Source organism: Microbacterium sp. SORGH_AS_0969 (assembly GCF_030818255.1).
In the GTDB taxonomy this organism is placed as follows: Bacteria; Actinomycetota; Actinomycetes; order Actinomycetales; family Microbacteriaceae; genus Microbacterium.
In genome coordinates, this window is record NZ_JAUTAG010000001.1 from 3,795,905 (window position 1) to 3,815,501 (window position 19,597).

Genomic DNA, 19,597 nt, shown 5'->3' on the forward strand with positions numbered 1-19,597 from the left:
TAACCCTTGCCTAAGCTTCAGCTTTCGGCCTCCCCCACCCGAAAGGACATCTCGCCATGCCCGCACGCCGTTCCTCCCGGCGCTTCGCCCTCCTCGCCGCGGCGACCGGTCTCGCCCTCGCCCTCTCCGGCTGCGCGGGCGGCGCGAGCGCTTCTCCCGCCGAGAGCTCCGCCTCGACCCACGATGTGGCTCACGCGCGTGGGACCACCTCCGTCAGCACGGCTCCGCAGCGCGTCGTCACGCTCGAGCCGCTCGAACTCGACACCGCGGTGGCCGTCGGGATCACCCCCGTCGGCGCGGCCGTGGCGAACATGGTCAACGGCGTGCCGAGCTACCTCGGCGTCGAGGGCGTTACACCCGTCGGCACGGTGAGCGAGCCCGACCTCGAGGCCATCGCCGCGCTCAAGCCCGACCTCATCCTCGGCACCGAGTCCCGCCACTCCGCGCTGTACGACCAGCTCAGCGCGATCGCTCCGACGGTGTTCATCGCCACGCAGGCCGATCCGTGGCGCGACAACGCCGCCCTGATCGGCGAGGCGCTCGGCCGCGAGGACGACGTGACGAAGGCCGTGGATGCCGTCGACCAGCGCTGCGACGAGATCAAGGGCGCGCACGACCTCGCCGGGAAGACCGCCGAGATGATCCGCCCGCGCGACGAGACGACGCTGAGCCTCTACGGCCCGGTCTCGTTCGCCGGGAGCCTGCTCGAGTGCGTCGGCTACACGATCCCCGATCACGAGTGGGAGGACGGCCTGCAGGCCGACATCTCGCCCGAGAACATCGCGAGCGCGACCGCCGACGCCGTCTTCGTCACTACGACCGACGTGAACGACCCGTCGACCGTCCCCGCGGCGATCGCGCAGAACGCCGCGGCATTCCCCGTCGTCACCCTCGTCGACACGAGCACGTGGGTCGCGGGGGTCGGACCGAAGGGCGCGCAGTCGGTGCTCGACGACATCGAGACCTTCCTCGCATCGGGGAAATGACCTCGGTCGTCCCCCCACGGGTGCCGGACACCGCACCCCGATCCCCACGAATCGGTCGGACCGCCGCCGGCACGGTCGTGCTGGTAGCGGTCCTCGCCGTCGCGATCGCCCTGTCGCTCATGATCGGCGCGAACCCCCTGCCCTGGCACACGGTGTGGGCGTCGCTCTCCGGCGCGGGCACACCCGACACCGACTTCGTGGTGCAGGGGCTCCGCGTGCCCCGCACCATCGCCGGCATCGTCGCCGGGGCCGCCCTCGGCGTCGCCGGGGCCCTCATGCAGTCGTTCTCGCGCAACCCGCTCGCCGACCCCGGCATCCTCGGCGTCAACGCGGGAGCCGCGTTCGCCGTCGCAGTGACGGTGGCACTGTTCGGCATCCAGAGCTCTCTCCTGCTCGTCTGGCCCGCTTTCCTCGGCGCGCTCGTCGTCACGGTCGCCGTCGCGCTCGTCGGTTCATCGGGGCGGGGACCGGCCGACCCGATCCGCCTGACCCTCGCGGGGGTGGCGGTGGGTGCGGTGCTCTCGGGCATCACCTCCGGAATGATGCTGAGCAACCCCGACGCCTTCGACCTCATGCGCGGGTGGAACGCCGGTTCGCTCCTCGGGCGCGGTCTCGACGTCGTCCTCCCCGTGGTCCCTTTCATCGCGGTGGGGCTCGCGCTGGCATTCGTCCTCGGCCGAGCACTCAACGCGCTCGCTCTCGGCGACGACCTCGCCCGCGCCCAGGGCATTCCCGTCGGCGCCGTGCGGGTGGCATCCATCGCCGCGATCACCGTGCTCGCGGGAGCGGCGACCGCCCTGGTCGGACCCCTGTCGTTCGTCGGGCTCATGGTGCCGCACGTCGTGCGGTGGATCGTCGGGCCCGACCAGCGCCGCATCCTCCCCCTCAGCGCTCTCGCGGCGCCGATCGTCGTGCTGCTCGCCGACGTGCTGGGCCGCGTGATCATCGCCCCGGCCGAGGTACCCGCCGGGATCGTGACCGCGTTCGTCGGCGCTCCCGTGCTCATCGCGCTCGCGCGCCGACGGAGAGCGAGCGCGCTGTGACGGCCGTCGACGTGGGGTACCGCCGGGTGGTCCTCGGCGCGCTGCCGGTGCGGCTGCGGAGCATCGCCGTCGGTGTCGCGGTGCTCGTCGCCGTCGTCGTGCTCGCGGTGCTCTCGCTCGGCTGGGGCACGTATCCCGTGGCTCCGGATGCCGTCGTCCGCGCGCTCCTCGGAGCGGGCGACGCCCTCGACACCACCGTGGTCGTGAGCTGGCGCCTCCCCCGCGTCCTCGCCGCGATCACCCTGGGCGCCCTGCTCGCGATCGCCGGGGCCCTGTTCCAGACGGTCACGCGCAATCCGCTCGCGAGCCCCGACATCCTCGGGCTCTCGAACGGCGCCTTCACCGGCATGCTGCTGACGCTCGTGCTCGTCTCGACGTCGTGGCCGGCGCGGGCGGCGGGCGCGCTGATCGGTTGCCTCGCGGCATCCGTCGTCATCTGGTTCCTGTCGTACCGCGGTGGCGTGCAGGGCTTCCGGCTCATCGTCGTGGGCATCGGCGTCTCGGCCATGCTCGCCTCGCTCAACACCTGGATGCTGCTGCAGATCGAACTCGAGACGGCGATGTTCGCGTCGGCGTGGGGGCACGGGTCGCTCAACGGCGTCACCGGTGACGCGCTCGGCGGGGTGCTGCTGTGCGCGGCGCCGTTCGCGCTCGCGGCCTTCGCGCTGGTGCCCGCGCTCCGTCAGCTGGAGCTGGGCGACGACATGGCCGCCGCGTCCGGCGTGCGCCCCCACCTGGTGCGCAGCCTCGCTCTGCTCGCCGGTGTGGTGCTCGTGGCCGCGGCGACGGCTGTGGCGGGACCCATCGCGTTCGTCGCCCTCGCCGCCCCGCAGATCGCGCGCCGGCTCGCACGCACGCCGTCGCTCTCGCTCTCGCTGTCGGCCCTCGTGGGCGCCCTGCTGCTGCTGGGCTCCGACGCCATCGCGCAGCACGTGCTGCCGGTGACCCTCCCCGTGGGCGTCGTCACCGTCTCGGTCGGCGGCGCGTACCTCATCGTCATGATCGTTACGGAGATCCGCCGCCGTGTCTGACCCCTCCCGCCTCGAAGCGCGCTCCGTCTCGCTCGCGTACGACGGCGCCACCGTCGTCCCCGAGCTGACCGTCGCGATCCCACCCGGGTCGTTCACGGTAATCATCGGCCCGAACGCGTGCGGCAAGTCGACGCTGCTGCGCGGGCTCTCGCGCCTCCTCTCCCCCGCCGCCGGCACCGTCGTGCTCGACGGACGCGACATCTCGACCTACCCCGCGAAGGAGGTCGCGCGCCGTCTCGGCCTCCTCCCGCAGAGCGCGCTCGCTCCCGACGGCATCACGGTCGCCGACCTCGTCGGTCGCGGCCGCTACCCGCACCAGTCGCTGCTGCGGCAGTGGTCGAGCGCCGACGAGGCGGCGGTGAAGGAGGCCCTGGATGCCACGGGCACGACCGACCTGTCGGCCCGCCCCGTCGACGCGCTCTCGGGCGGGCAGCGTCAGCGCGTCTGGGTCGCGATGGTGCTCGCGCAGCAGACCGACCTCCTGCTGCTCGACGAACCCACCACCTACCTCGACGTCGCGCACCAGGTCGAGCTCATGGAGCTGTTCGCCGAGCTGAACGCCCGCGGGCGCACCGTCGTCGCCGTGCTGCACGACCTCAACCACGCCGCCCGGTACGCGAGCCACATCATCGCGATGCGCGACGGCCGCATCGTCGCCGAGGGAGCCCCGCGCGAGGTCATCACGAGCGAACGCGTCGAGGAAGTCTACGGCCTGCCGAACGTCGTGATCGACGACCCGGTGACGGGCGGTCCGCTGGTGGTGCCGCTGCGCGGCGGGGCGTTCGCCGCGCGGGCCGCCGCGGCGGCGACGGGGCTCGACGCGTGAGCGGGGAGCGGATGCCGGGAGTCGCGGCGGACGCGGCGGCGGGGGCTTCCCGCTCGGGCGGCGACCGGATGCCGTCGGGCGCCGGGACGAGAGGGGTCCCCGCGGCTTCCACGGGCCCCGACGACGCGGCATCCGCTGCTCCCCGCCCGTGGGAATACAGCGCCTTCCCCGTGACTGTGGCCCGACGCGAGATGCTCTCCCCGAACTTCGTGCGACTCACCTTCTCGGGCGACGCGCTGCAGCACTTCGCGCCGTGGGGCCTCGATCAACGCATCAAGCTCGTCCTGCCCCTGCCGGGCGGAGGGCTCGCCGAGTTCGGCCTTCTCGACGACCCCACGCCGCACCCGTCGGACTGGTACACGCGGTGGAAGGCGCTGCCGCCGGACGAACGCAACGTCCTGCGCACGTACACGCCCGCCGCGATCCGCCCCGAGGCAGGCGAGATCGACGTGGACATCTACCTGCACTCCCCCGACGGCCCCGCCTCGCGATGGGCGCGCGGCGCGCGCGTGGGAGAGACGCTCGTGATCACGGGCCCCGACGTCCGCAACGGATGGACGGGATACGGCATCCATTGGCAGCCGCCCGAGCAGTACACCTCGTTCCTGCTGGTCGCGGACGAGACGGCGATCCCCGCCGTACGCGGCATCGCGGCGTCGCTGCCACCCGCCGCACGCGGCATCGCGATCGTCGAGATCGGCGACCACGCCGACGACCTCACCGTCGCGGGCCTGAGCCCTCAGGTCGACGTGCGCGTCGTCGGGCGCGGCGAGACCGAGGCCGCCGTGCGCGCGTGGGCCACGCCCGACGTCGCCGTCGCGTGGCTCGCCGGAGAATCGGGCGTCGTCACGGCCTCGCGACGCGTGCTGGTCCGCGAGCTCGGCGTGCCGCGCGAGCGCGTCGCCTTCCTCGGCTACTGGCGCGAGGGCGGAGCGCTGGTGGACTGAAGCGCGGCGGGCCGTGCGAAACTCCTGAGTTTCCGCGTCCTCGAGCGGACAAGCAGCCCCTTGTCGCTCCCGCGAGCCGGTTTCTCCGGAGTTTCGCACAGCGCAACCGCACCACCGGCGCGCGCGGAAGAACGCTCGCGTCACCGCAGAGCGTCGGCGCTCGGGTCAGGGCTCGGTCGGCAGATCGGGGAACAGCGAGGGCGCCTGCCTGTGGTGGGTCTGCTGCTCGTACGCGTACGCGAAGCCGATCAGGCGGTCCTCGGCATAGGGCGCGCCGAGGAACTCGAGACCGCGGTGGATCCCCAGGATCGTCCCCTCTGGCAGGTCGACGTCGGTGGCCCCCATGGGCACCGAGATCGCCGGGTAGCCGCTGGCCGCGCTGATGAGATTGTTGAAGCCCGAGAGGAGGTCGGGGGCGCCGGTGCTCGGATAGATGAGCGCGTCGAGGTCGTTCTCCCGCATGAGCTGGTCGATTCGATCCTGGACCGCCTTCTGCCCCGCACGGAAGGGGCCGTAGGCCGCCTCGCGCTCCTCCGTGGTCGTCGAGGCGAACTCTCGCACGACCTCCGCCGGCCAGCTCGAGAGCGGATGCCCCGCCGCTTCGGCATCGGTGACCTTCTGCGCCAGGTCGGCGAATGTGTAGCCGGGTCGGTAGTAGGTGTCGAGGTACACGTCGACTCCGTGGGTGAAGGTCTTGCTCCCGTGGATGTCCTCCATCCGGCCGCCAGCGACCGGGTCGAACGAGGCGATGTCGACGACCGTGGCGCCGGCGGCCTCCAGGTCGGCACGCGCCGCGGCGACGAGCTGGAAGTCCCCGGTCTGCGCGTCCGTGGGTCCTCGGTCCACGAGGTAGCCGACGCGGACGCCCTGAAGAGCGTTCGGATCGAGGCTGCTCGCGTACGAGACGGGCTTGCGGAACGCCTCCGGAGCGATCGCGTGCTCGCCGGGCGAAGCCTCCGCCAGCGCGTCGAGCGACAGCGCGGCATCCGAGACCGTGCGTGTCATGGGACCGATGGTGTCCCGGTACTCGTCGAGGGGAAGGACCCCCTCGCGACTGACGAGCCCGACGGTCGGACGGATGCCGACGAGGGCGTTGTACGACGAGGGGACTCGTACCGAGCCGCCGGTGTCGGTGCCGAGCCCCACCGCTCCGAGGTTGGCCGAGACCGAAGCACCGGTGCCGCCGCTCGACCCGCCCGGGGGCAGATCGAAACCGTAGGCGTTCTTGGTGTTGCCGTACGAGCTGTTCGACACGACGGTCGACATCGCGAACTCCGACAGGTTGGCCTTCGCGATCACGATCGCCCCCATCGCCTTCAGCCGCGTGATGGCCTCGGCGTCCGTCGAGGTCACGTTGTCGGCCAGGCAGGCGCACCCCGCGGTGGTGGCGAGCCCAGCCAGGTTGATGTTGTCTTTCGCGATGACCGGGATGCCGTGCAGGATGCTGCGCGGCCCGGTCGCTGCCCGCTCCGCGTCGAGAGCCGCAGCCTCGGCCATGGCCGTCGGGTTCGTCGCGATGATGGACTCGAGCGCCGCGTCCGGGTCGCGGGGGTCGAGCCCGGCCGTGCGGTCGTAGGCGGCGATGCGGCGCAGATACTGCGCCGTCAGCTCCTGGGAGGTGAGCGTCCCGGCCGTCATCGCCTTCTGGATCGCGACGACGTCGGTCTCCTGCAGCTCGAAGGGGTCGTCGTCGTAGATGAACTGCTTCGAGAGCGCGGCGACGTCGGTCACCGTGATCGCACCGTCCTGATCAGCGTCCGCCGCGGCGACGGCATCCCATCCGGGATCACCGGCCTTCCGCCCGACGGCGGTCATCAGCACGGTCAGGTCGTCGCGGTCGACCTTCGCGTCGCCAGTGAGTTCGCCGCGCTGGTAGGCGGGAGCCGCATAGCTGACCGAGTCGGTCTCGGCGTGCGCCGGCGCGACCGCCCCGAACACCAGCGCCGCCGCGGTGACGGCGGCCACCCCGGAAACGAGCATCGTCCTTCTCACGAGTGTTCCCTTCACCACGATCGGGGCGGGGGCGAAGCGGAGAGCGTTCATCCCCGACCCCCGTCATCGCCTGCGGCGCGATGGAACCGTCGCCTCATGAGCACGATCGCGGCCGCGCCGAGCAGGACGACGACCGCGATGAGCGCCCACACCAGCGCGGACGTCGAGTCCGCGGACACCGGCGCGGCGTCGGCGGTCGCCTCGTTCGTGACACCGGCGGCTCCGACGGAGGGGCTGGCCGAACTCCGCGGGGCGGATGCCGCTTCGTCCGCCGCGCGGATCGTGATCGGGAGCGTCGTCACCGCGAGCCCCCGCGAGAGGACGACGATCTCGTGCTGCCCGGTGGGGGCGGTCTCGGGGATCGTCGCCGCCAGGACGAACGATCCGGTCTCATCCGCGGTGACCTCACCCAGGCGGATCGAGTCGGAGTCCAGTCCGACACGGTACGCGGCATCGGGGGTGAGTCCGCGGGCGGTCAGGGTGATCGTCTCGCCGACCCGCGGGGTGAGCGATGACGCCGTGATCCTCGGCGATGTCGCGGTCGGGGCCGCGGACGACTGCGGAGCCGAGCCGCGGAACGTCCTGTCCCCGCCGCGCGACACGCCCGAGCCCTGCCCCGTCACCGAGATGGTCGGCGGTGCGCCCGGCGCGGACGGCTCCGGCGCCGACGACGAGGGGGCGACCGTGTAGCCCAGGCCGATGGCGGGCGTGAGCGTCGTGCCGACCAGGGCGGAGTCGATGATCGTGACCTCGTCGATGCGGAGGAGTGCTTCTCCCGGCCCCGTGGCCACGAAGCCCAGCGACCCCAGGGGAACGTCGCCCGTTCGGCCGCTCGAGGTTCCCAGACGCGTCACGGTGAAGTCGATCGCCCCCTCGACGCCCGACACGCTGAACATGCCCGGGAAGTCCGACGTCACCGCGGCGGGGTCGAGAACGACACGGTCGGCGTCGTAGGTGACGCGCACCGTCGCGGCGTAGAGGTCGGCTGCCCCGGTCACTCCCAGGTCGAGTGCGACCGGATCCCCCGACGCGCCGCCCGTGTCGGACAGCGTCGCCGTCAGCGACGGGGAGGACTCAGCAGCGATCGCGGCGGGTGTCGCGGAGCCGAGGAGCGCGGTCGCCGCGATCGTCGACAGCAGGAGGACGAGCCAGCGGCTTCGGAGTCGCGGCATGCAATGGGCCTCACGGTCGGCGGGAAAGCGCGTCGGTTTCGCCGACTTCGCCCACCATACTGTGAATAGCCTGACGGTTCGTTCTGTCTGCGCTGAGTCGTCTCCGACTCGCCGCGGTCAGCGCATCAAGTCCAGCACCGATAGTCCGGCGCCGACGGCCCACCCCTCGGTGAGGGCGGCGAGTTCGGGGACGTCCTGCAGCGCGACTCCCCCGCCGGTGATGACCACGACGGTGCCGTCGCGCACGACCTGCACGCTCGTGATGTTCACCTGCGCGGCCGGATCGTACTGTCCGCCCGCCGTGAGCGCCCAGGCGTCGTCGGCAGCGAGCCGAGGGTCGTCGATCGTCCAGCCGAGATCGTCGTAGTCCTTCTCGACGTAGCTCGGGTCGCGCATGATGCCGATGCTGATCCCGCCGTAGTTGTTGAGATCGAGCGACTGCTGCGCCGTCTGCGGCGTCATCCAGGTGCACGCCAACTCGTGCCCGCTCGAGCCGTCCCTCTCACCGTTCTCTGACCCGGGCACCTCGACGAGCTCGGCCACCTCCGGGCCGAGGGCGGATTTCACCTCGTCGCAGGTGGGGTAGCTCCCGGATGCCGGGGAGGTCGTGGCATCCGTCCCGTCCGGCGCCTCGGTCGCGGCGCCGTCGTCGATCGCCTGCGGGGCCGGCTCGTCGGGCGAATCGTCGCCGGGAGCGACACCGGTGCAGCCCGCCAGAGCGGTCGCGATGAGGGTGAGGGCGATGAGGGGAGCCGAGCGTCGGCGGATCATGGGGTGGTCTCCATTCGGGGGGACAATGTCGACCGCGACATTCTGGCAGAACCCTGGCGGCGAGCGCGTGACAGGCGGGAGACAGGATGCCGTCGCCCCTCGTTGAGAACAGGACGCACGCTCGGAACAGGCCGGCGCGCGCCGCATCGATCCTGTTCTCGCGCCTTCCCCTGATGTGACGTGCGCTCCGGTCAGAACAGCTGCCGGAAGTTCGTCGCGGCGAGGTCGATCAGCTCGTCGCCGCGCCCCGAGAGCACCGTGCGGATCGCGTAGAGGGTGAAGCCCTTGGCCTGCTCGAGGGTGACGGACGGCGGCATGGACAGCTCCTGCCGCGCGGTCTTCACCGAGACCAGCGCGGGCCCATCGTGCGCGAGAGCGGCGGACAGCGCGCCCTCGAGATCGTCCGCGTCGTCCACGCGGAAGCCCTTGAGCCCGATCGCTTCGGCAACAGCCGCGAAGTCGGGGTTCTTCAGGTCGGTGCCGAAGGTGACGAAGCCCGCGGCCTTCATCTCGAGCTCGACGAAGTTCAACGAGGAGTTGTCGAAGACGACGACCTTCACGGGCAGCTCGTTCTGCACGATCGTGATGAGCTCGCCGAGGAGCATCGCGAGGCCGCCGTCACCGGCGAGGGCGATGACCTGCCGGTCGGGGAACGCCGACTGCGCTCCGATCGCGTGCGAGACGGCGTTGGCCATCGTGCCGTGCGAGAACGACCCGATCAGGCGACGATCGCGCGTCATCGTGAGGTAGCGCGCGGCCCACACCACGGGCGAGCCGACGTCGGGGATGAAGACGGCGTCGTCCTCGGCGAGGCGGTCGAGCGTCCGCGCGACGAACTGCGGGTGCAGCGGCTTTCCGCGACCCGTCGGCACGGCGAGGTCGTCGAGCTTCGCGCGCGTCTTGCGGTAGTGCTCGCGCGCGTCGTCGGCGTGCCGCGAGGACTTCCCCTCGGTCAGCAGCGGCAGCAGCGCCTGGACCGTGTCGCGGACGGTGCCGACCAGGCCGATGTCGACCGGATGCCGCCGGCCCAGCTGCGCACCCCGGATGTCGACCTGGATGTGCGTGGCGTGCTGAGGGTAGAACTGCGGGTACGGGAAGTCGGTGCCGAGCATGAGCACCACGTCGGCGTCTTCCATCGCGCGGTAGCCCGACGAGAAGCCGAGGAGTCCGGTCATCCCGACGTCGTACGGGTTCTCCCATTCGATGTGCTCCTTGCCGCGCAGGGCGTGCACGACGGGCGCCCGCAGACGCTCGGCGAGTTCGACGACCTCGTCGTGCGCCCCCGCGACGCCCGCGCCCGCGAGGATCGTGACCTTCTGGGCGGCGTTGAGCACCTCGGCCGTGCGTCGAAGCTCCTCTTCAGAGGGAAGGATGCGAGGGGTCGCGCGCTCGATCGCGACGACCCGCTCGTTCTTGGCCTTCGCCAGCAGCACGTCTCCGGGGATGACGAGCACCGCGACCCCGCGCTTCTCGATCGCCTCGCGCATCGCGATCTCGAGCAGGCGCGGCATCTGCACGGGGTCGGCGACGTACTCGACGTAGACGGAGCACTCGCGGAACAACTCCTGCGGGTGCGTCTCCTGGAAGTAGTTCGTGCCGATCTCGGCCGTCGGGATGTGCGCGGCGATCGCCAGGACCGGAACCCTCGAGCGGTTGGCGTCGTAGAGACCGTTGATGAGGTGGAGGTTTCCCGGCCCGCAGCTACCCGCGCACACCGTGAGCTCGCCGGTCAACTCGGCCTCGGCCGCGGCCGCGAAAGCCGCTCCCTCCTCGTGCCGCACGTGCTGCCACCGGATCACGCCGTCTCGGCGGATGGCATCCGTGAAGCCGTTCAGCGAATCGCCGGGGAGGCCATAGACCCGTTCGATGTTGTGGCGGCGGAGGGAGGCGACGATGTTCTCAGCGACGGTGGTCACGGGAGTCCTTTCGACGAACGTGCGGTACCCCTCACGCTACGCCCGTCCGCGAGCGGGGAGAGGGACCCACCGAGGGCCACGGATCGATGCTGAGATGGACCCATGAGCGTCCCGCTGGCTCCGTACCCCCTGCCGTCCGGCTGGAACCTTCGCCCGGCGCGGCCGCGGTCGCGGCTCATCACCAACGTGCTCGTCGTGTGCTGTCTCGCGCTCTCGGCTGCGCTGTGGGGCGCCGTCGTCGGCGAGCAGACCGTCCTCGGGACGATCCTCGCGCTGCTGCTCCTCGGGTTCCTCGCGGTGGTCGCCGTCGGGGGCGAGCGTGCGGGCGGCGAGCGCGCGCTGCCCGAGTTCGTGAACGCGCTCGCGCTCACGCGCGCCGAGACGCGACCCGCCGACTCGTGGGTGTCGTTCTTCCGGCAGCGCGCCCCTTCGCTGTGGTCGTGCCTGTGGCTGCTCGGGGGCGGCCTGGTGACGACGGCGGCGTGCGGCATCCTGATCGTCCGCTGCATCGTGGAAGGCGGCCAGGTGCTGCTCGTTCTCGTCTTCCTCGTGCCGCTGACGCTGGCCGCGGTGATCGTCGCTCTCGCCGGCGCGAACTCGCTCGCGGTGCGCGGGCGTGCACGGTGGTTCGCGCGGCGTCCGCGCGGCCTGGTGGTGGGCCGCTCCGGCGTCACGCTGTACTCGTTCGATCGCGGCGAGTTCGACCGCTCCTGGCCGTGGGACGCGATCGTCGATGTCGTACCGGGCGGGCTCGTCGACGCACGGCGCGGGAACACGGTGCCCGAGCTGAAGCTCCACGCCGCGGACGCCGGCGGCGCGGTGGAGAAACACCACGTCCCCGTCGACTCGCTCGCGTCGCACGCGTGGCTCGTCTACGTCGTGCTCCGGTTCTGGAGAGAGCATCCCGAGCTGCGCGACGAGCTCGACACGAGCGCGGGCCAGGACCGCATGGCGTCGTGGATGGCGGGGTTGACCGAGGCGGCGGACGCGCGCCGCGTCTAGGCCGCGCGGATCGCGCCCGGCGTCACACCCCACACGCGGCGGAAGTGCCGAGCGAGGTGCGCCTGGTCGTGGAAGCCGGTGCGGGCCGCGACATCGGCCGGCCGGCATCCCTCCCCCAGCAGACGACGTGCGGCGTCGACCCGGCGGCCGACGAGGTAGCGGTGCGGAGCGATGCCGTACGTGGCAGAGAACACCCGGACGAGGTGGCTGGGGTGGGCGCCGAGCTCTGCCGCGGCCTCGGCGATGGTGAACGACTCGGTGTAGCGGTCGTCGAGCATCGCGCGCAGGTGCCGGGCGAGCGGCGCGTCTCGGCGCGCCGGTGCCGATGACCCAGCGTGCGCGAGCACGGCGTCGCGGACGGTGAGCAGCCAATGCTCCGCGGCCATCTCGTCGCCGGGATGGGCGAGAGCCGCGTGCACGCGCTGCGCGGCGGTCTGCGCCGGGGCCTTCGTGAGCGTGGGGCGATCCGCGATCCGCGCGGCGACGCCGTCGTCGAGCCAGTCGCCCCGGAGATACAGCACCTGCTTGCGGTAGCCCGAGCCGTCGACCGCCGGACGACCGTGTGCGCGATCCCGGGCGGCAGCAGGGTCAGCGCCGTCGGCGTCGCCTGATGCTCGGCGCGGTCGAGGGAGTAGGTCACGGCACCGCGATCGACGAGCATCACGGCCCAGTCGTCGTGCGTGTGCGGCGGGTAGCGGTGCGCGAAGCTCGCGTGGTACACCTCGCGCAGCATCGGGACGTCGGGATGCCACGCCCGCACCCGATCACCCATGCAAGAAACGTACAAGACACCCCCGACGCCGCGGGACGAGGGTGGAGTCATGACCGATGCCTCTCCCGCTCCCCTGTTCGACACGAAGGTGGTCGTGGTGCTCGCCGACGACCTCGCCCCCTGGCAGGAGCTCAACGTCACGGCCTTCGTGATGAGCGGCATCGCCACGAGCGCCCCCGACCTCGTCGGCGAGTCGTATCGCGACGCCGACCGCACGACCTACTCGCCGATGCTCCGTCAACCCGTCATGGTGATGACCGCGGATGCCGAGACCCTCGCCCGCGCTCGGGCGAAGGCCGCGGCGCGCGAAGACGTCGCCCTGGCCCTGTACACGCGCGAGCTCTTCTCGACCTCGCACGACGCGGCAAACCGCGCCGCGGTCGCCGCCGTGCCGGCCGCGGACCTCGATCTCGTGGGCATCGCGCTCCGGGGGCCGCGCAACGCCGTCGACCGGATCACGAAGGGGGCGCGCTTCCACGCCTGAGGCGCGGGTCCGTCCCTGGAGCCCTCGCCGAGCGCGCTCCGCGGGCCGAGCCGTCACCGCCCCGGCGCGAGCAACCCGCTTTCGTATGCCGCGATCACGAGCTGGGCGCGGTCGTGCGCGCCGAGCTTCAGCATCGTGTTCTTCACGTGCGTCTTCGCGGTGTGCGGCGAGATGTACAGGTGCGCAGCGATCTCGTCGTTGGAGCGCCCGCGCGCGACGTGCAGCAGCACCTCGCGCTCGCGTTCGGTGAGACCCTCCAGCGAGACGGGGGCCGGCACGTCCGGCGACCCCGTGGTTCGCACGTACTTCTCGATCAGCGCGCGGGTCGCGGCGGGCGAGAGCAGCGCCCCGCCCTCGTCGACCGACAGCACCGCCCGAACGATGTCGTCGGGTTCGGCGCCCTTGCCGATGAAGCCGCTCGCTCCGGCGCGCAGGGCGGCGACGACGTAGTCGTCCTCCTCGAAGGTCGTGAGGATCAGCACCCGGGTCTCGGCGAGCGCCGGATCGGCGCAGACGAGCGCGGTCAGCTCGATGCCGTCGCGGCGCGGCATCCGGATGTCCGACACCACGACGTCGGGGCGGAGCCTCCGCGCGAGGTCGAGGCCGGCGTCGCCGTCCGCCGCCTCGCCGACGACCGAGATCCCCTCGGCCGCATCCAGGAGGTCGCGCACGGCCGTGCGGATGAGCGCTTGGTCGTCGACGACGATCACGGTCGTCATGACGCGCGCTCCCCGGTGGGTGTCGGCCGCGGCGCGGGCTTCCCCTGGTTCGCGGAGAGCGGTCCCGGGCGCGCGGGCAGCGGCAGCCGCGCGGCGAGCCGGAAGCCGCCGGGAGCGAGACCCGCCTCGAGAGTGCCGCGCACCGCGTCGACGCGCTCGCGAAGCCCCACGAGTCCGAAGCCCGACGGGGGAAGTTCCCGGTCGCCGGCGTCGGGCACCTGCTCGACCGGATTCGTCACGACGATCTCCAGCTCGTCACGGTCGCGACGCAGCAGCACGTGCGCACGGCGAGTCGTGCCGTGCTTGAGCGCGTTCGTGAGTCCCTCCTGCACGACGCGATAGGCCACGATGTCGACGCCGAGCGGGATGCCGGCGGCCTCGGCATCCGTCCCGATCTCGTCGCGCACCACGACGTCCCACCCGGCGACGCGCACGGACTCGACGATCTCGGGCACCCGCGCGAGCCCCGGCTGGACGCGGACGGGAGCGTCGTCGGGTGCACGCAGGACGCTCATCATCGTGCCGATCTCGCCGAGCACGTCGCGCGAGGCGGTGCGGATCGTGGCGAGAGCCTCACGCGCGCGGTCGGGGCGCGTCTCGAGCATCGAGGTGGCGACGCCCGCGTTCAGGCTGATCACCGAGATGCGGTGCGCGACGGCGTCGTGCAGGTCGCGGGCGATGCGCAGGCGTTCCTCGGTGACGCGGCGCCGCGCCTCGGACTCGCGCGTCTCCTCGGCACGGCGCGCCCTCTCGACGACGGCTTCGACGTACGCGCGGCGCGAGCGCGCCGCATCGCCCACCGCCCCGGCGAGCGAGAGCGAGAGAGCCACCTGGAGCACTCGGGTGTCCATACCCGACACGAGCGAGACGATCACGCCCGTCGAGAGCACGACGACCACGGCGGCGGCCGTCGCGATGATCGACGAGCGACGCGGGGTGCGGTGCGCCACGCCGTAGGTCGCGACGACCATGGCCACCGCGCCGCCCGGAGAGAGGGTGCCGAGCGTCAGGGCGGCGGCCCATGCGGCGACGCACACGGCGAGCACCGTCCGCGGCCACCGACGACGGAAAGGCAGGGCGAGCGCGGGCGACAGTACGAGGGCTAACGCGAGCGGGCTCGAGGGCCGCATCTCGGCGAAGGGAAGGGGCGCGAACGCGGGACCCGCGACGAGCAGGACGACGAACGCGTCGATCAGCCACGGGCGACCGGCCCAGGGCCAGCGCGGCACCGCATCGCTCGTCTCGTCGGCCCTCACCGCTCCAGTCTCGCGCGTCCCGACGCCCCCGGCCATCGCCCGACGGGGGCATCCGCGAATCCCCCACGCGGGGTAGACGGTCACCCCACCCGTGGGACGCGCGGCGCCCCACCCGCGAGCGAGGGTGAGGGCATGGCATCCGACCCACCTCCCCCACTCCTCTCGGTCACCGATCTGCACAAGTCCTACGGACGCGGCTCCGCGCGCTTCGACGCCCTCCGCGGCGTGAACCTCGACATCCATCGCGGCGAGAGCATCGCGATCGTCGGCAAGAGCGGATCCGGCAAATCGACCCTCATGCACCTGCTCGCCCTCATGGACGCCCCGTCCCGGGGCACCGTGCGCCTGGACGGAGTGGATGCCACGACCCTGCGCGGTCGTCGACTCAACCGCACGCGCAACCAGACGTTCGGGTTCGTGTTCCAGCAGTTCTTCCTCACCCCCAGCGCCTCGGTTTTCGACAACGTCGTGCTGCCGCTGAAGATCGCAGGGGTGGGCCGTGCCGAGCGCGCGCGGCGCGGGAGAGCGGCGCTCGCCGAGCTCGACATGGCCGACAAGGCGCGCAACAAAGCCACCGCTCTCTCGGGCGGACAGAAGCAGCGCGCGGTGATCGCCCGCGCCCTCGTGAACGATCCGCGAGTGATCTTCGCGGACGAGCCCACCGGCAACCTCGACACGGCCACCGGCGCCGTCGTCGAAGACATCCTCTTCCGTCTGAATCGCGAGCACGGCATCACGCTCATCGTCGTCACGCACGACGAAGACCTCGCCGCGCGCTGCGATCGACGTGTGCAGATCCGCGACGGCCTGATCGTCGCCGACGAACGGAGCGCCGCATGAGAACCGTCGACCTCGTCTCCACCGCCGTCGCGAACACGTTCCGCTCGAAGACGCGCACGATCCTCACGGTGCTCGCGATCTTCGTCGGTGCCTTCACCCTCACCATCACGAACGGTCTGGGCACGGGCATCAATGCGTTCATCGACAGCACGGTCGCCTCGATGGGCGCCTCCGACGTGCTGACCGTGACGAAGACCACCACGGCGACCTCGACCGGGCCGCAGAAGTACGATCCGGATGCCGTCGCCTCGGCGTCGCAGCCCGGAGGTCGCCCCGGCGGCACGACGGAGGTGACCGCGCTCACCGACCAGGACATCACGACGATCTCGCAGATCGCGGGCGTCGAGAAGGTCGTTCCCGTGACGTCGGTGTCGATCGACTACGTCGAGGCACCGGGCGGCGACCCGTACGTGGCACAGGTCGGCAGCCTCGTCGCCGGTCAGACCCCGCGGATCGCCGACGGGTCAGCACCCGACGACGGCTCCGACGCGCTGCAGGTCGCCCTCCCGTCGGCGCTGGTGACACCCCTCGGCTTCGCGACCGCCACGGACGCGGTGGGGGCGACCGTGACGATCGCGGTGACCGACCCGGTGCGCACGCAGCATCTCGTCGAGGTGACCGTGACCGGTGTGACCGAAGACGCGTTCGGCGGCACGACCTCGCTCACCACGAACACCGCCCTCGAGAAGGAGCTGTTCACGCTGCAGAACACCGGGGTCCCCGCCGACCAGCTCGACCGGTACGCCTCGGCGAGCGTGACGGTGTCGTCGGCGACGACCGCGCAGGTCGACGAGGTCAAGACCGCGCTGAGCGACGCCGGCTACACGGGGACCACCGTGGCCGATCAGCTCGGCACGTTCGAGTCGGTGATCAACGGCATCGTCCTGGTGCTGAACGCGTTCGCGATCATCGCGCTGCTGGCGGCGAGCTTCGGCATCGTCAACACCCTGCTCATGTCGGTGCAGGAACGCACCCGGGAGATCGGCCTCATGAAGGCGATGGGAATGGGCAGCGGGCGGATCTTCTCGCTCTTCAGCCTCGAGGCGATCTTCATCGGATTCCTCGGCAGCGCGCTGGGCGCGGTCATCGCGATCGGCGTCGGCACGGCGGTGAGCGCGCAGCTCGCGGCGAACCTGTTCAGCGACCTGCCGGGACTGCAGCTCATCGCGTTCGACCCGGTGTCGATCCTCGTGACGACCCTCGTGGTGATGGGGATCGCGTTCCTCGCGGGGACGCTTCCGGCGGCGCGGGCCGCGCGGGCCGATCCCGTGGAGTCGCTGCGCTACGAGTGACGGCGAAGCGGGCGGCGGATCTCCGGGTCTGCCGCCCGTCGGTCGCGGAGGGCCGGGGTCACGGCATCCCTCACGAGATCTCTCCCGCCGTCGACTGGCCGGGGGCGAACATGATGATCGCCGCGCCGACGAGGGCGATCGCCGAGCCGACGTAGTCCCAGGTCGTGGGGCGGAAGCCGTCGACGACGATCCCCCACGCGAGCGAGCCGGCGATGAACACTCCCCCGTACGCGGCGAGGACGCGGCCGAAGTTCGCCTCCGGCTGCAGGGCCGCGAAGAACCCGTAGGCCCCGAGCGCGATGATGCCCAGCAGAGCGAACCACCAGCCCCGGTTCTCGCGGACGGCCTGCCAGATGAGCCAGGCTCCGCCGATCTCGGCCAGGGCGGCGACGGCGAAGAGGATGACGATCCGGGCGGTGGTCATTCCGCCATTATCCGGGTGAGCGCTCGAGGGTCGCCTCGCCCGCCCGGGCCCGCTTGCCCTCCACCACCGTCAGCCCCGCCCCCTCCAGCGCGTGGCGCAGCCGTCGCGGGGGCTCGGGTACCGTCGCCGCCGTCCCCTTCGGCTGGCGCGCCATGCCCACCAGCAGCACGAGTCCCGGTCCCTCGACCGGGCGCACGACGATCCGCGTCGGCGGGTTGCGCGACGACACGGTCAGGCTCCGGATGCCATCGGTCCCGGCATCCATCAACGTGACGCCGTCGATGGTCCGCACCCGCACGCGCTCCGCGCTGAGGCACAGCTCCACCGTGGTCGTGCGCGCTCGCGCGAGAGCGCCGACCACCAGGTACACGGGCAACCCCACCGCCCATCCGAGCAGGAGGAGCATCGCCATCGGGCCGAGCCTCTGCGCGAGGTCGGCGAAGACGAGCACGAACGTCGCCATCGCTCCGGCCGCCAGCACGCCGAGCACCGCGCCGACCGCGAGGTACGTCGAGCGTCGGAGCGGCACGACGGGGAGCCGGAGCGTCCACTCGCCACCCGCGCGCTCCCATTCGGGCTCGACGAGCTGAGCGGCCCGCTTGTCCAAGGTCGCCTGGACGGCCGCGGTCACTCGCCCGACCAACGAGAGCCAGATCCACCCCGCGAAGGGCGCCATCGCGAACGAGAGGGTCGAGCGCACGGTCGGCGGTACCGCCACGGGCCAGTCCCCCGGCTGCACGACCAGGAAGACCGCGAACCCGGCGACGATCCCCAGCGCGAGATGCACCGCCACCGACACCGCACGCGTCCGCAGGAACGCGAGCGCGTACAAAAGCGTCTGCGCCAGCGCCCATCCCGCAACGAGCGAGAGCAGGAAGCCCCCGAACTCCTGACCGAGGCCGAACAGCACCACCGCCCCCGCGAAGCAGACGACCGCCCACGGGAACGGATGCCACAGCACCCGTCGCGCGAGGGATCCGGCCGGGGTGGGGGTCACGGGAGTCCTTCCGGTGGGCGACCTCACGATTCTAGGAAGACCGCGCAACCCCATCCCGCAGGGCGGAGCGTCCGTGTCAGGCTCGAGGGGTGAAATCCTTCCGATGCCGCGTGTGCGGGAACGCCCTCTGGTTCGAGAACTCCATCTGCGTGTCGTGCCACACCCCGCTCGGCTTCTCGCGCGACGAGGTCGAGATCGTTCCCGTCGACGAGAACGGTCGGTACGTCGACGCGGACGGACGAGCCTGGCACGTGTGCCGGAACCTGAACCTGTCGGGCTGCACGTGGCTCGCGCCGGTCGAGGGGGGCCAGTGCTCGGCCTGCGATCTCACGCGCGTGCGCCCGAACGACGCCGACGCCAAGGGCCTCTCGCAGTACCCCGTCGCCGAACGTGCGAAGCGCTGGCTGCTCGTCGAGCTCGACCGTCTCGGCTTCCCCGTCGTCGGCAAGGCCGAGGACCCCGAGCGCGGCCTCTGCTTCGACCTGCTGTCGAGCGTCGCCGAGGACGTCACGATCGGGCACGCCGACGGGGTGATCACGATCGACCTCGCCGAGAGCGACGACGCCTACCGCGTCCGGGTGCAGGAGCAGTTGGGCGAGGCGTACCGCACGATGCTCGGCCACTTCCGGCACGAGAGCGGACACTACTTCGAGTGGATCCTCGTCGAGGGGACCGACCGCCTCGCCGAGGCCCGCGCCCTCTTCGGCGACGAGACCGCCGACTACCAGGCCGAGATCGACCGCCACTACTCCGAGGGGCCGCCGGCCGACTGGCCCGAGCGTTACATCTCCACCTATGCGACCATGCACCCCTACGAGGACTTCGCCGAGACCTGGGCGCATTACCTCCACATCACCGACACGGTCGAGACGGCCGCCGTCAACGGTCTCCTGCACGTCGACTCGTCGGCATCCGGCCCCTTCCGCACCCTGGTGACGGAGGTCTGGATGCCGCTCGCGAGCGCCCTCAACATGGTCAACCGGTCGATGGGCAAGGACGACCTCTACCCTTTCCTCCTGCCGGATCCGGTGCTCGACAAGCTCGATTTCGTCGCGTCGCTGCGCGAGAGCGGGAGCAGCGAATCACGCCGCGGCGACGGGGAGGCCCCGTAACGAGGTCGTCCTCTC

The 19,597-nt window shown here is 71.7% G+C and carries 19 protein-coding genes and 1 pseudogene; 10 read left to right on the forward strand and 10 right to left on the reverse strand.

Translation table 11 applies throughout. The features are described 5' to 3' along the window. The first annotated feature begins 56 nt into the window (after nucleotides 1-56). The 5 genes from QE388_RS17780 to QE388_RS17800 are packed head-to-tail and all read left to right on the forward strand — an operon-like array spanning nucleotide 57 to nucleotide 4,833. Nucleotides 57-986: an iron-siderophore ABC transporter substrate-binding protein gene (locus tag QE388_RS17780; protein WP_307386852.1), complete on the forward strand. Its 930-nt coding sequence runs from the start codon at nucleotides 57-59 to the stop codon at nucleotides 984-986. Next, nucleotides 983-2,029, forward strand: a complete 1,047-nt coding sequence (locus tag QE388_RS17785) for an iron ABC transporter permease (RefSeq protein WP_307386853.1) — start codon at nucleotides 983-985, stop codon at nucleotides 2,027-2,029. The genes QE388_RS17780 and QE388_RS17785 overlap by 4 nt, the downstream gene beginning before the upstream one ends. Continuing rightward, nucleotides 2,026-3,060 (forward strand): iron chelate uptake ABC transporter family permease subunit, encoded by a 1,035-nt coding sequence (locus tag QE388_RS17790; RefSeq protein WP_307386855.1) that lies wholly within the window; start codon nucleotides 2,026-2,028, stop codon nucleotides 3,058-3,060. The genes QE388_RS17785 and QE388_RS17790 overlap by 4 nt, the downstream gene beginning before the upstream one ends. Continuing rightward, nucleotides 3,053-3,886, forward strand: a complete 834-nt coding sequence (locus QE388_RS17795; RefSeq protein ID WP_307386857.1) for an ABC transporter ATP-binding protein — start codon at nucleotides 3,053-3,055, stop codon at nucleotides 3,884-3,886. The genes QE388_RS17790 and QE388_RS17795 overlap by 8 nt, the downstream gene beginning before the upstream one ends. Further along, nucleotides 3,883-4,833 carry a siderophore-interacting protein gene (locus tag QE388_RS17800; RefSeq protein ID WP_307386859.1) on the forward strand — a complete coding sequence of 317 codons (951 nt, stop codon included), beginning with the start codon at nucleotides 3,883-3,885 and terminating at the stop codon, nucleotides 4,831-4,833. Before QE388_RS17795 ends, QE388_RS17800 begins: the two co-directional genes overlap by 4 nt. 165 nt (nucleotides 4,834-4,998) lie before the next feature. On the opposite strand, the gene QE388_RS17805 is transcribed toward QE388_RS17800, so the two are convergent. From QE388_RS17805 to poxB, 4 genes are all read right to left on the reverse strand, one after another. Further along, nucleotides 4,999-6,876 (reverse strand): amidase family protein, encoded by a 1,878-nt coding sequence (locus tag QE388_RS17805; protein WP_307386861.1) that lies wholly within the window; start codon nucleotides 6,874-6,876, stop codon nucleotides 4,999-5,001. Further along, nucleotides 6,873-7,997 (reverse strand): cohesin domain-containing protein, encoded by a 1,125-nt coding sequence (locus tag QE388_RS17810; protein ID WP_307386862.1) that lies wholly within the window; start codon nucleotides 7,995-7,997, stop codon nucleotides 6,873-6,875. The genes QE388_RS17805 and QE388_RS17810 overlap by 4 nt, the downstream gene beginning before the upstream one ends. Nucleotides 7,998-8,114: 117 nt before the next feature. Further along, complete coding sequence (locus tag QE388_RS17815; RefSeq protein WP_307386864.1) at nucleotides 8,115-8,768, reverse strand: hypothetical protein; 654 nt, start codon at nucleotides 8,766-8,768, stop codon at nucleotides 8,115-8,117. Between the two features lie 191 nt (nucleotides 8,769-8,959). Beyond that, nucleotides 8,960-10,684 (reverse strand): ubiquinone-dependent pyruvate dehydrogenase, encoded by a 1,725-nt coding sequence (gene poxB / locus QE388_RS17820; RefSeq protein ID WP_307386866.1) that lies wholly within the window; start codon nucleotides 10,682-10,684, stop codon nucleotides 8,960-8,962. Nucleotides 10,685-10,786: 102 nt separating this feature from the next. On the opposite strand from poxB, the gene QE388_RS17825 reads away from it, so the two are divergent. Next, entirely contained in the window at nucleotides 10,787-11,686 is a 900-nt protein-coding gene (locus QE388_RS17825; protein ID WP_307386868.1) for a hypothetical protein, read from the forward strand. Here QE388_RS17825 and QE388_RS17830 read toward each other — a convergent pair. Both QE388_RS17830 and QE388_RS17835 read right to left on the reverse strand, forming a co-directional pair. After that, nucleotides 11,683-12,207: a helix-turn-helix transcriptional regulator gene (locus QE388_RS17830; RefSeq protein WP_307386870.1), complete on the reverse strand. Its 525-nt coding sequence runs from the start codon at nucleotides 12,205-12,207 to the stop codon at nucleotides 11,683-11,685. The two genes, QE388_RS17825 and QE388_RS17830, sit on opposite strands and share 4 nt — an antisense overlap. 83 nt (nucleotides 12,208-12,290) lie before the next feature. Continuing rightward, nucleotides 12,291-12,620 (reverse strand): annotated as a pseudogene (locus tag QE388_RS17835) (AraC family ligand binding domain-containing protein); the annotation flags it as partial. Between QE388_RS17835 and QE388_RS17840 the strand changes: the two are divergent. Further along, nucleotides 12,508-12,942: a DUF2000 family protein gene (locus QE388_RS17840; protein ID WP_307386872.1), complete on the forward strand. Its 435-nt coding sequence runs from the start codon at nucleotides 12,508-12,510 to the stop codon at nucleotides 12,940-12,942. The pseudogene QE388_RS17835 and the gene QE388_RS17840 sit on opposite strands and share 113 nt — an antisense overlap. Nucleotides 12,943-12,995: 53 nt before the next feature. On the opposite strand, the gene QE388_RS17845 is transcribed toward QE388_RS17840, so the two are convergent. Both QE388_RS17845 and QE388_RS17850 read right to left on the reverse strand, forming a co-directional pair. Continuing rightward, on the reverse strand, nucleotides 12,996-13,661 hold the full coding sequence (locus QE388_RS17845) for a response regulator transcription factor (RefSeq protein ID WP_307386873.1): 666 nt from the start codon (nucleotides 13,659-13,661) through the stop codon (nucleotides 12,996-12,998). Then, nucleotides 13,658-14,917: a sensor histidine kinase gene (locus tag QE388_RS17850; protein WP_307386874.1), complete on the reverse strand. Its 1,260-nt coding sequence runs from the start codon at nucleotides 14,915-14,917 to the stop codon at nucleotides 13,658-13,660. Before QE388_RS17850 ends, QE388_RS17845 begins: the two co-directional genes overlap by 4 nt. Nucleotides 14,918-15,049: 132 nt before the next feature. On the opposite strand from QE388_RS17850, the gene QE388_RS17855 reads away from it, so the two are divergent. Next, on the forward strand, nucleotides 15,050-15,757 hold the full coding sequence (locus QE388_RS17855) for an ABC transporter ATP-binding protein (RefSeq protein WP_275800108.1): 708 nt from the start codon (nucleotides 15,050-15,052) through the stop codon (nucleotides 15,755-15,757). Further along, complete coding sequence (locus QE388_RS17860) at nucleotides 15,754-17,049, forward strand: ABC transporter permease (RefSeq protein ID WP_307386877.1); 1,296 nt, start codon at nucleotides 15,754-15,756, stop codon at nucleotides 17,047-17,049. Before QE388_RS17855 ends, QE388_RS17860 begins: the two co-directional genes overlap by 4 nt. Nucleotides 17,050-17,119: 70 nt before the next feature. On the opposite strand, the gene QE388_RS17865 is transcribed toward QE388_RS17860, so the two are convergent. Together QE388_RS17865 and QE388_RS17870 are read right to left on the reverse strand one after the other, a co-directional pair. Beyond that, complete coding sequence (locus QE388_RS17865) at nucleotides 17,120-17,473, reverse strand: YnfA family protein (protein WP_275800106.1); 354 nt, start codon at nucleotides 17,471-17,473, stop codon at nucleotides 17,120-17,122. 7 nt (nucleotides 17,474-17,480) lie between these two features. Then, complete coding sequence (locus tag QE388_RS17870) at nucleotides 17,481-18,470, reverse strand: hypothetical protein (protein WP_307386879.1); 990 nt, start codon at nucleotides 18,468-18,470, stop codon at nucleotides 17,481-17,483. Between the two features lie 89 nt (nucleotides 18,471-18,559). Here QE388_RS17870 and QE388_RS17875 point away from each other — a divergent pair, with 89 nt between their 5' ends. Next, on the forward strand, nucleotides 18,560-19,582 hold the full coding sequence (locus QE388_RS17875; RefSeq protein ID WP_275800104.1) for a putative zinc-binding metallopeptidase: 1,023 nt from the start codon (nucleotides 18,560-18,562) through the stop codon (nucleotides 19,580-19,582). The last annotated feature ends 15 nt before the right edge of the window (nucleotides 19,583-19,597 follow it).

What these genes read in the sequence shown, in the direction of transcription:
- QE388_RS17780 (WP_307386852.1), top strand. Translation starts at nt 57, where the DNA reads ATGCCCGCACGCCGTTCCTCCCGGCGCTTCGCCCTCCTCGCCGCGGCG.
- QE388_RS17785 (WP_307386853.1), top strand. Translation starts at nt 983, where the DNA reads ATGACCTCGGTCGTCCCCCCACGGGTGCCGGACACCGCACCCCGATCC.
- QE388_RS17805 (WP_307386861.1), bottom strand. Translation starts at nt 6,876, where the DNA reads ATGAACGCTCTCCGCTTCGCCCCCGCCCCGATCGTGGTGAAGGGAACA.
- QE388_RS17810 (WP_307386862.1), bottom strand. Translation starts at nt 7,997, where the DNA reads ATGCCGCGACTCCGAAGCCGCTGGCTCGTCCTCCTGCTGTCGACGATC.
- QE388_RS17815 (WP_307386864.1), bottom strand. Translation starts at nt 8,768, where the DNA reads ATGATCCGCCGACGCTCGGCTCCCCTCATCGCCCTCACCCTCATCGCG.
- QE388_RS17825 (WP_307386868.1), top strand. Translation starts at nt 10,787, where the DNA reads ATGAGCGTCCCGCTGGCTCCGTACCCCCTGCCGTCCGGCTGGAACCTT.
- QE388_RS17840 (WP_307386872.1), top strand. Translation starts at nt 12,508, where the DNA reads ATGACCGATGCCTCTCCCGCTCCCCTGTTCGACACGAAGGTGGTCGTG.
- QE388_RS17845 (WP_307386873.1), bottom strand. Translation starts at nt 13,661, where the DNA reads ATGACGACCGTGATCGTCGTCGACGACCAAGCGCTCATCCGCACGGCC.
- QE388_RS17855 (WP_275800108.1), top strand. Translation starts at nt 15,050, where the DNA reads ATGGCATCCGACCCACCTCCCCCACTCCTCTCGGTCACCGATCTGCAC.
- QE388_RS17860 (WP_307386877.1), top strand. Translation starts at nt 15,754, where the DNA reads ATGAGAACCGTCGACCTCGTCTCCACCGCCGTCGCGAACACGTTCCGC.
- QE388_RS17865 (WP_275800106.1), bottom strand. Translation starts at nt 17,473, where the DNA reads ATGACCACCGCCCGGATCGTCATCCTCTTCGCCGTCGCCGCCCTGGCC.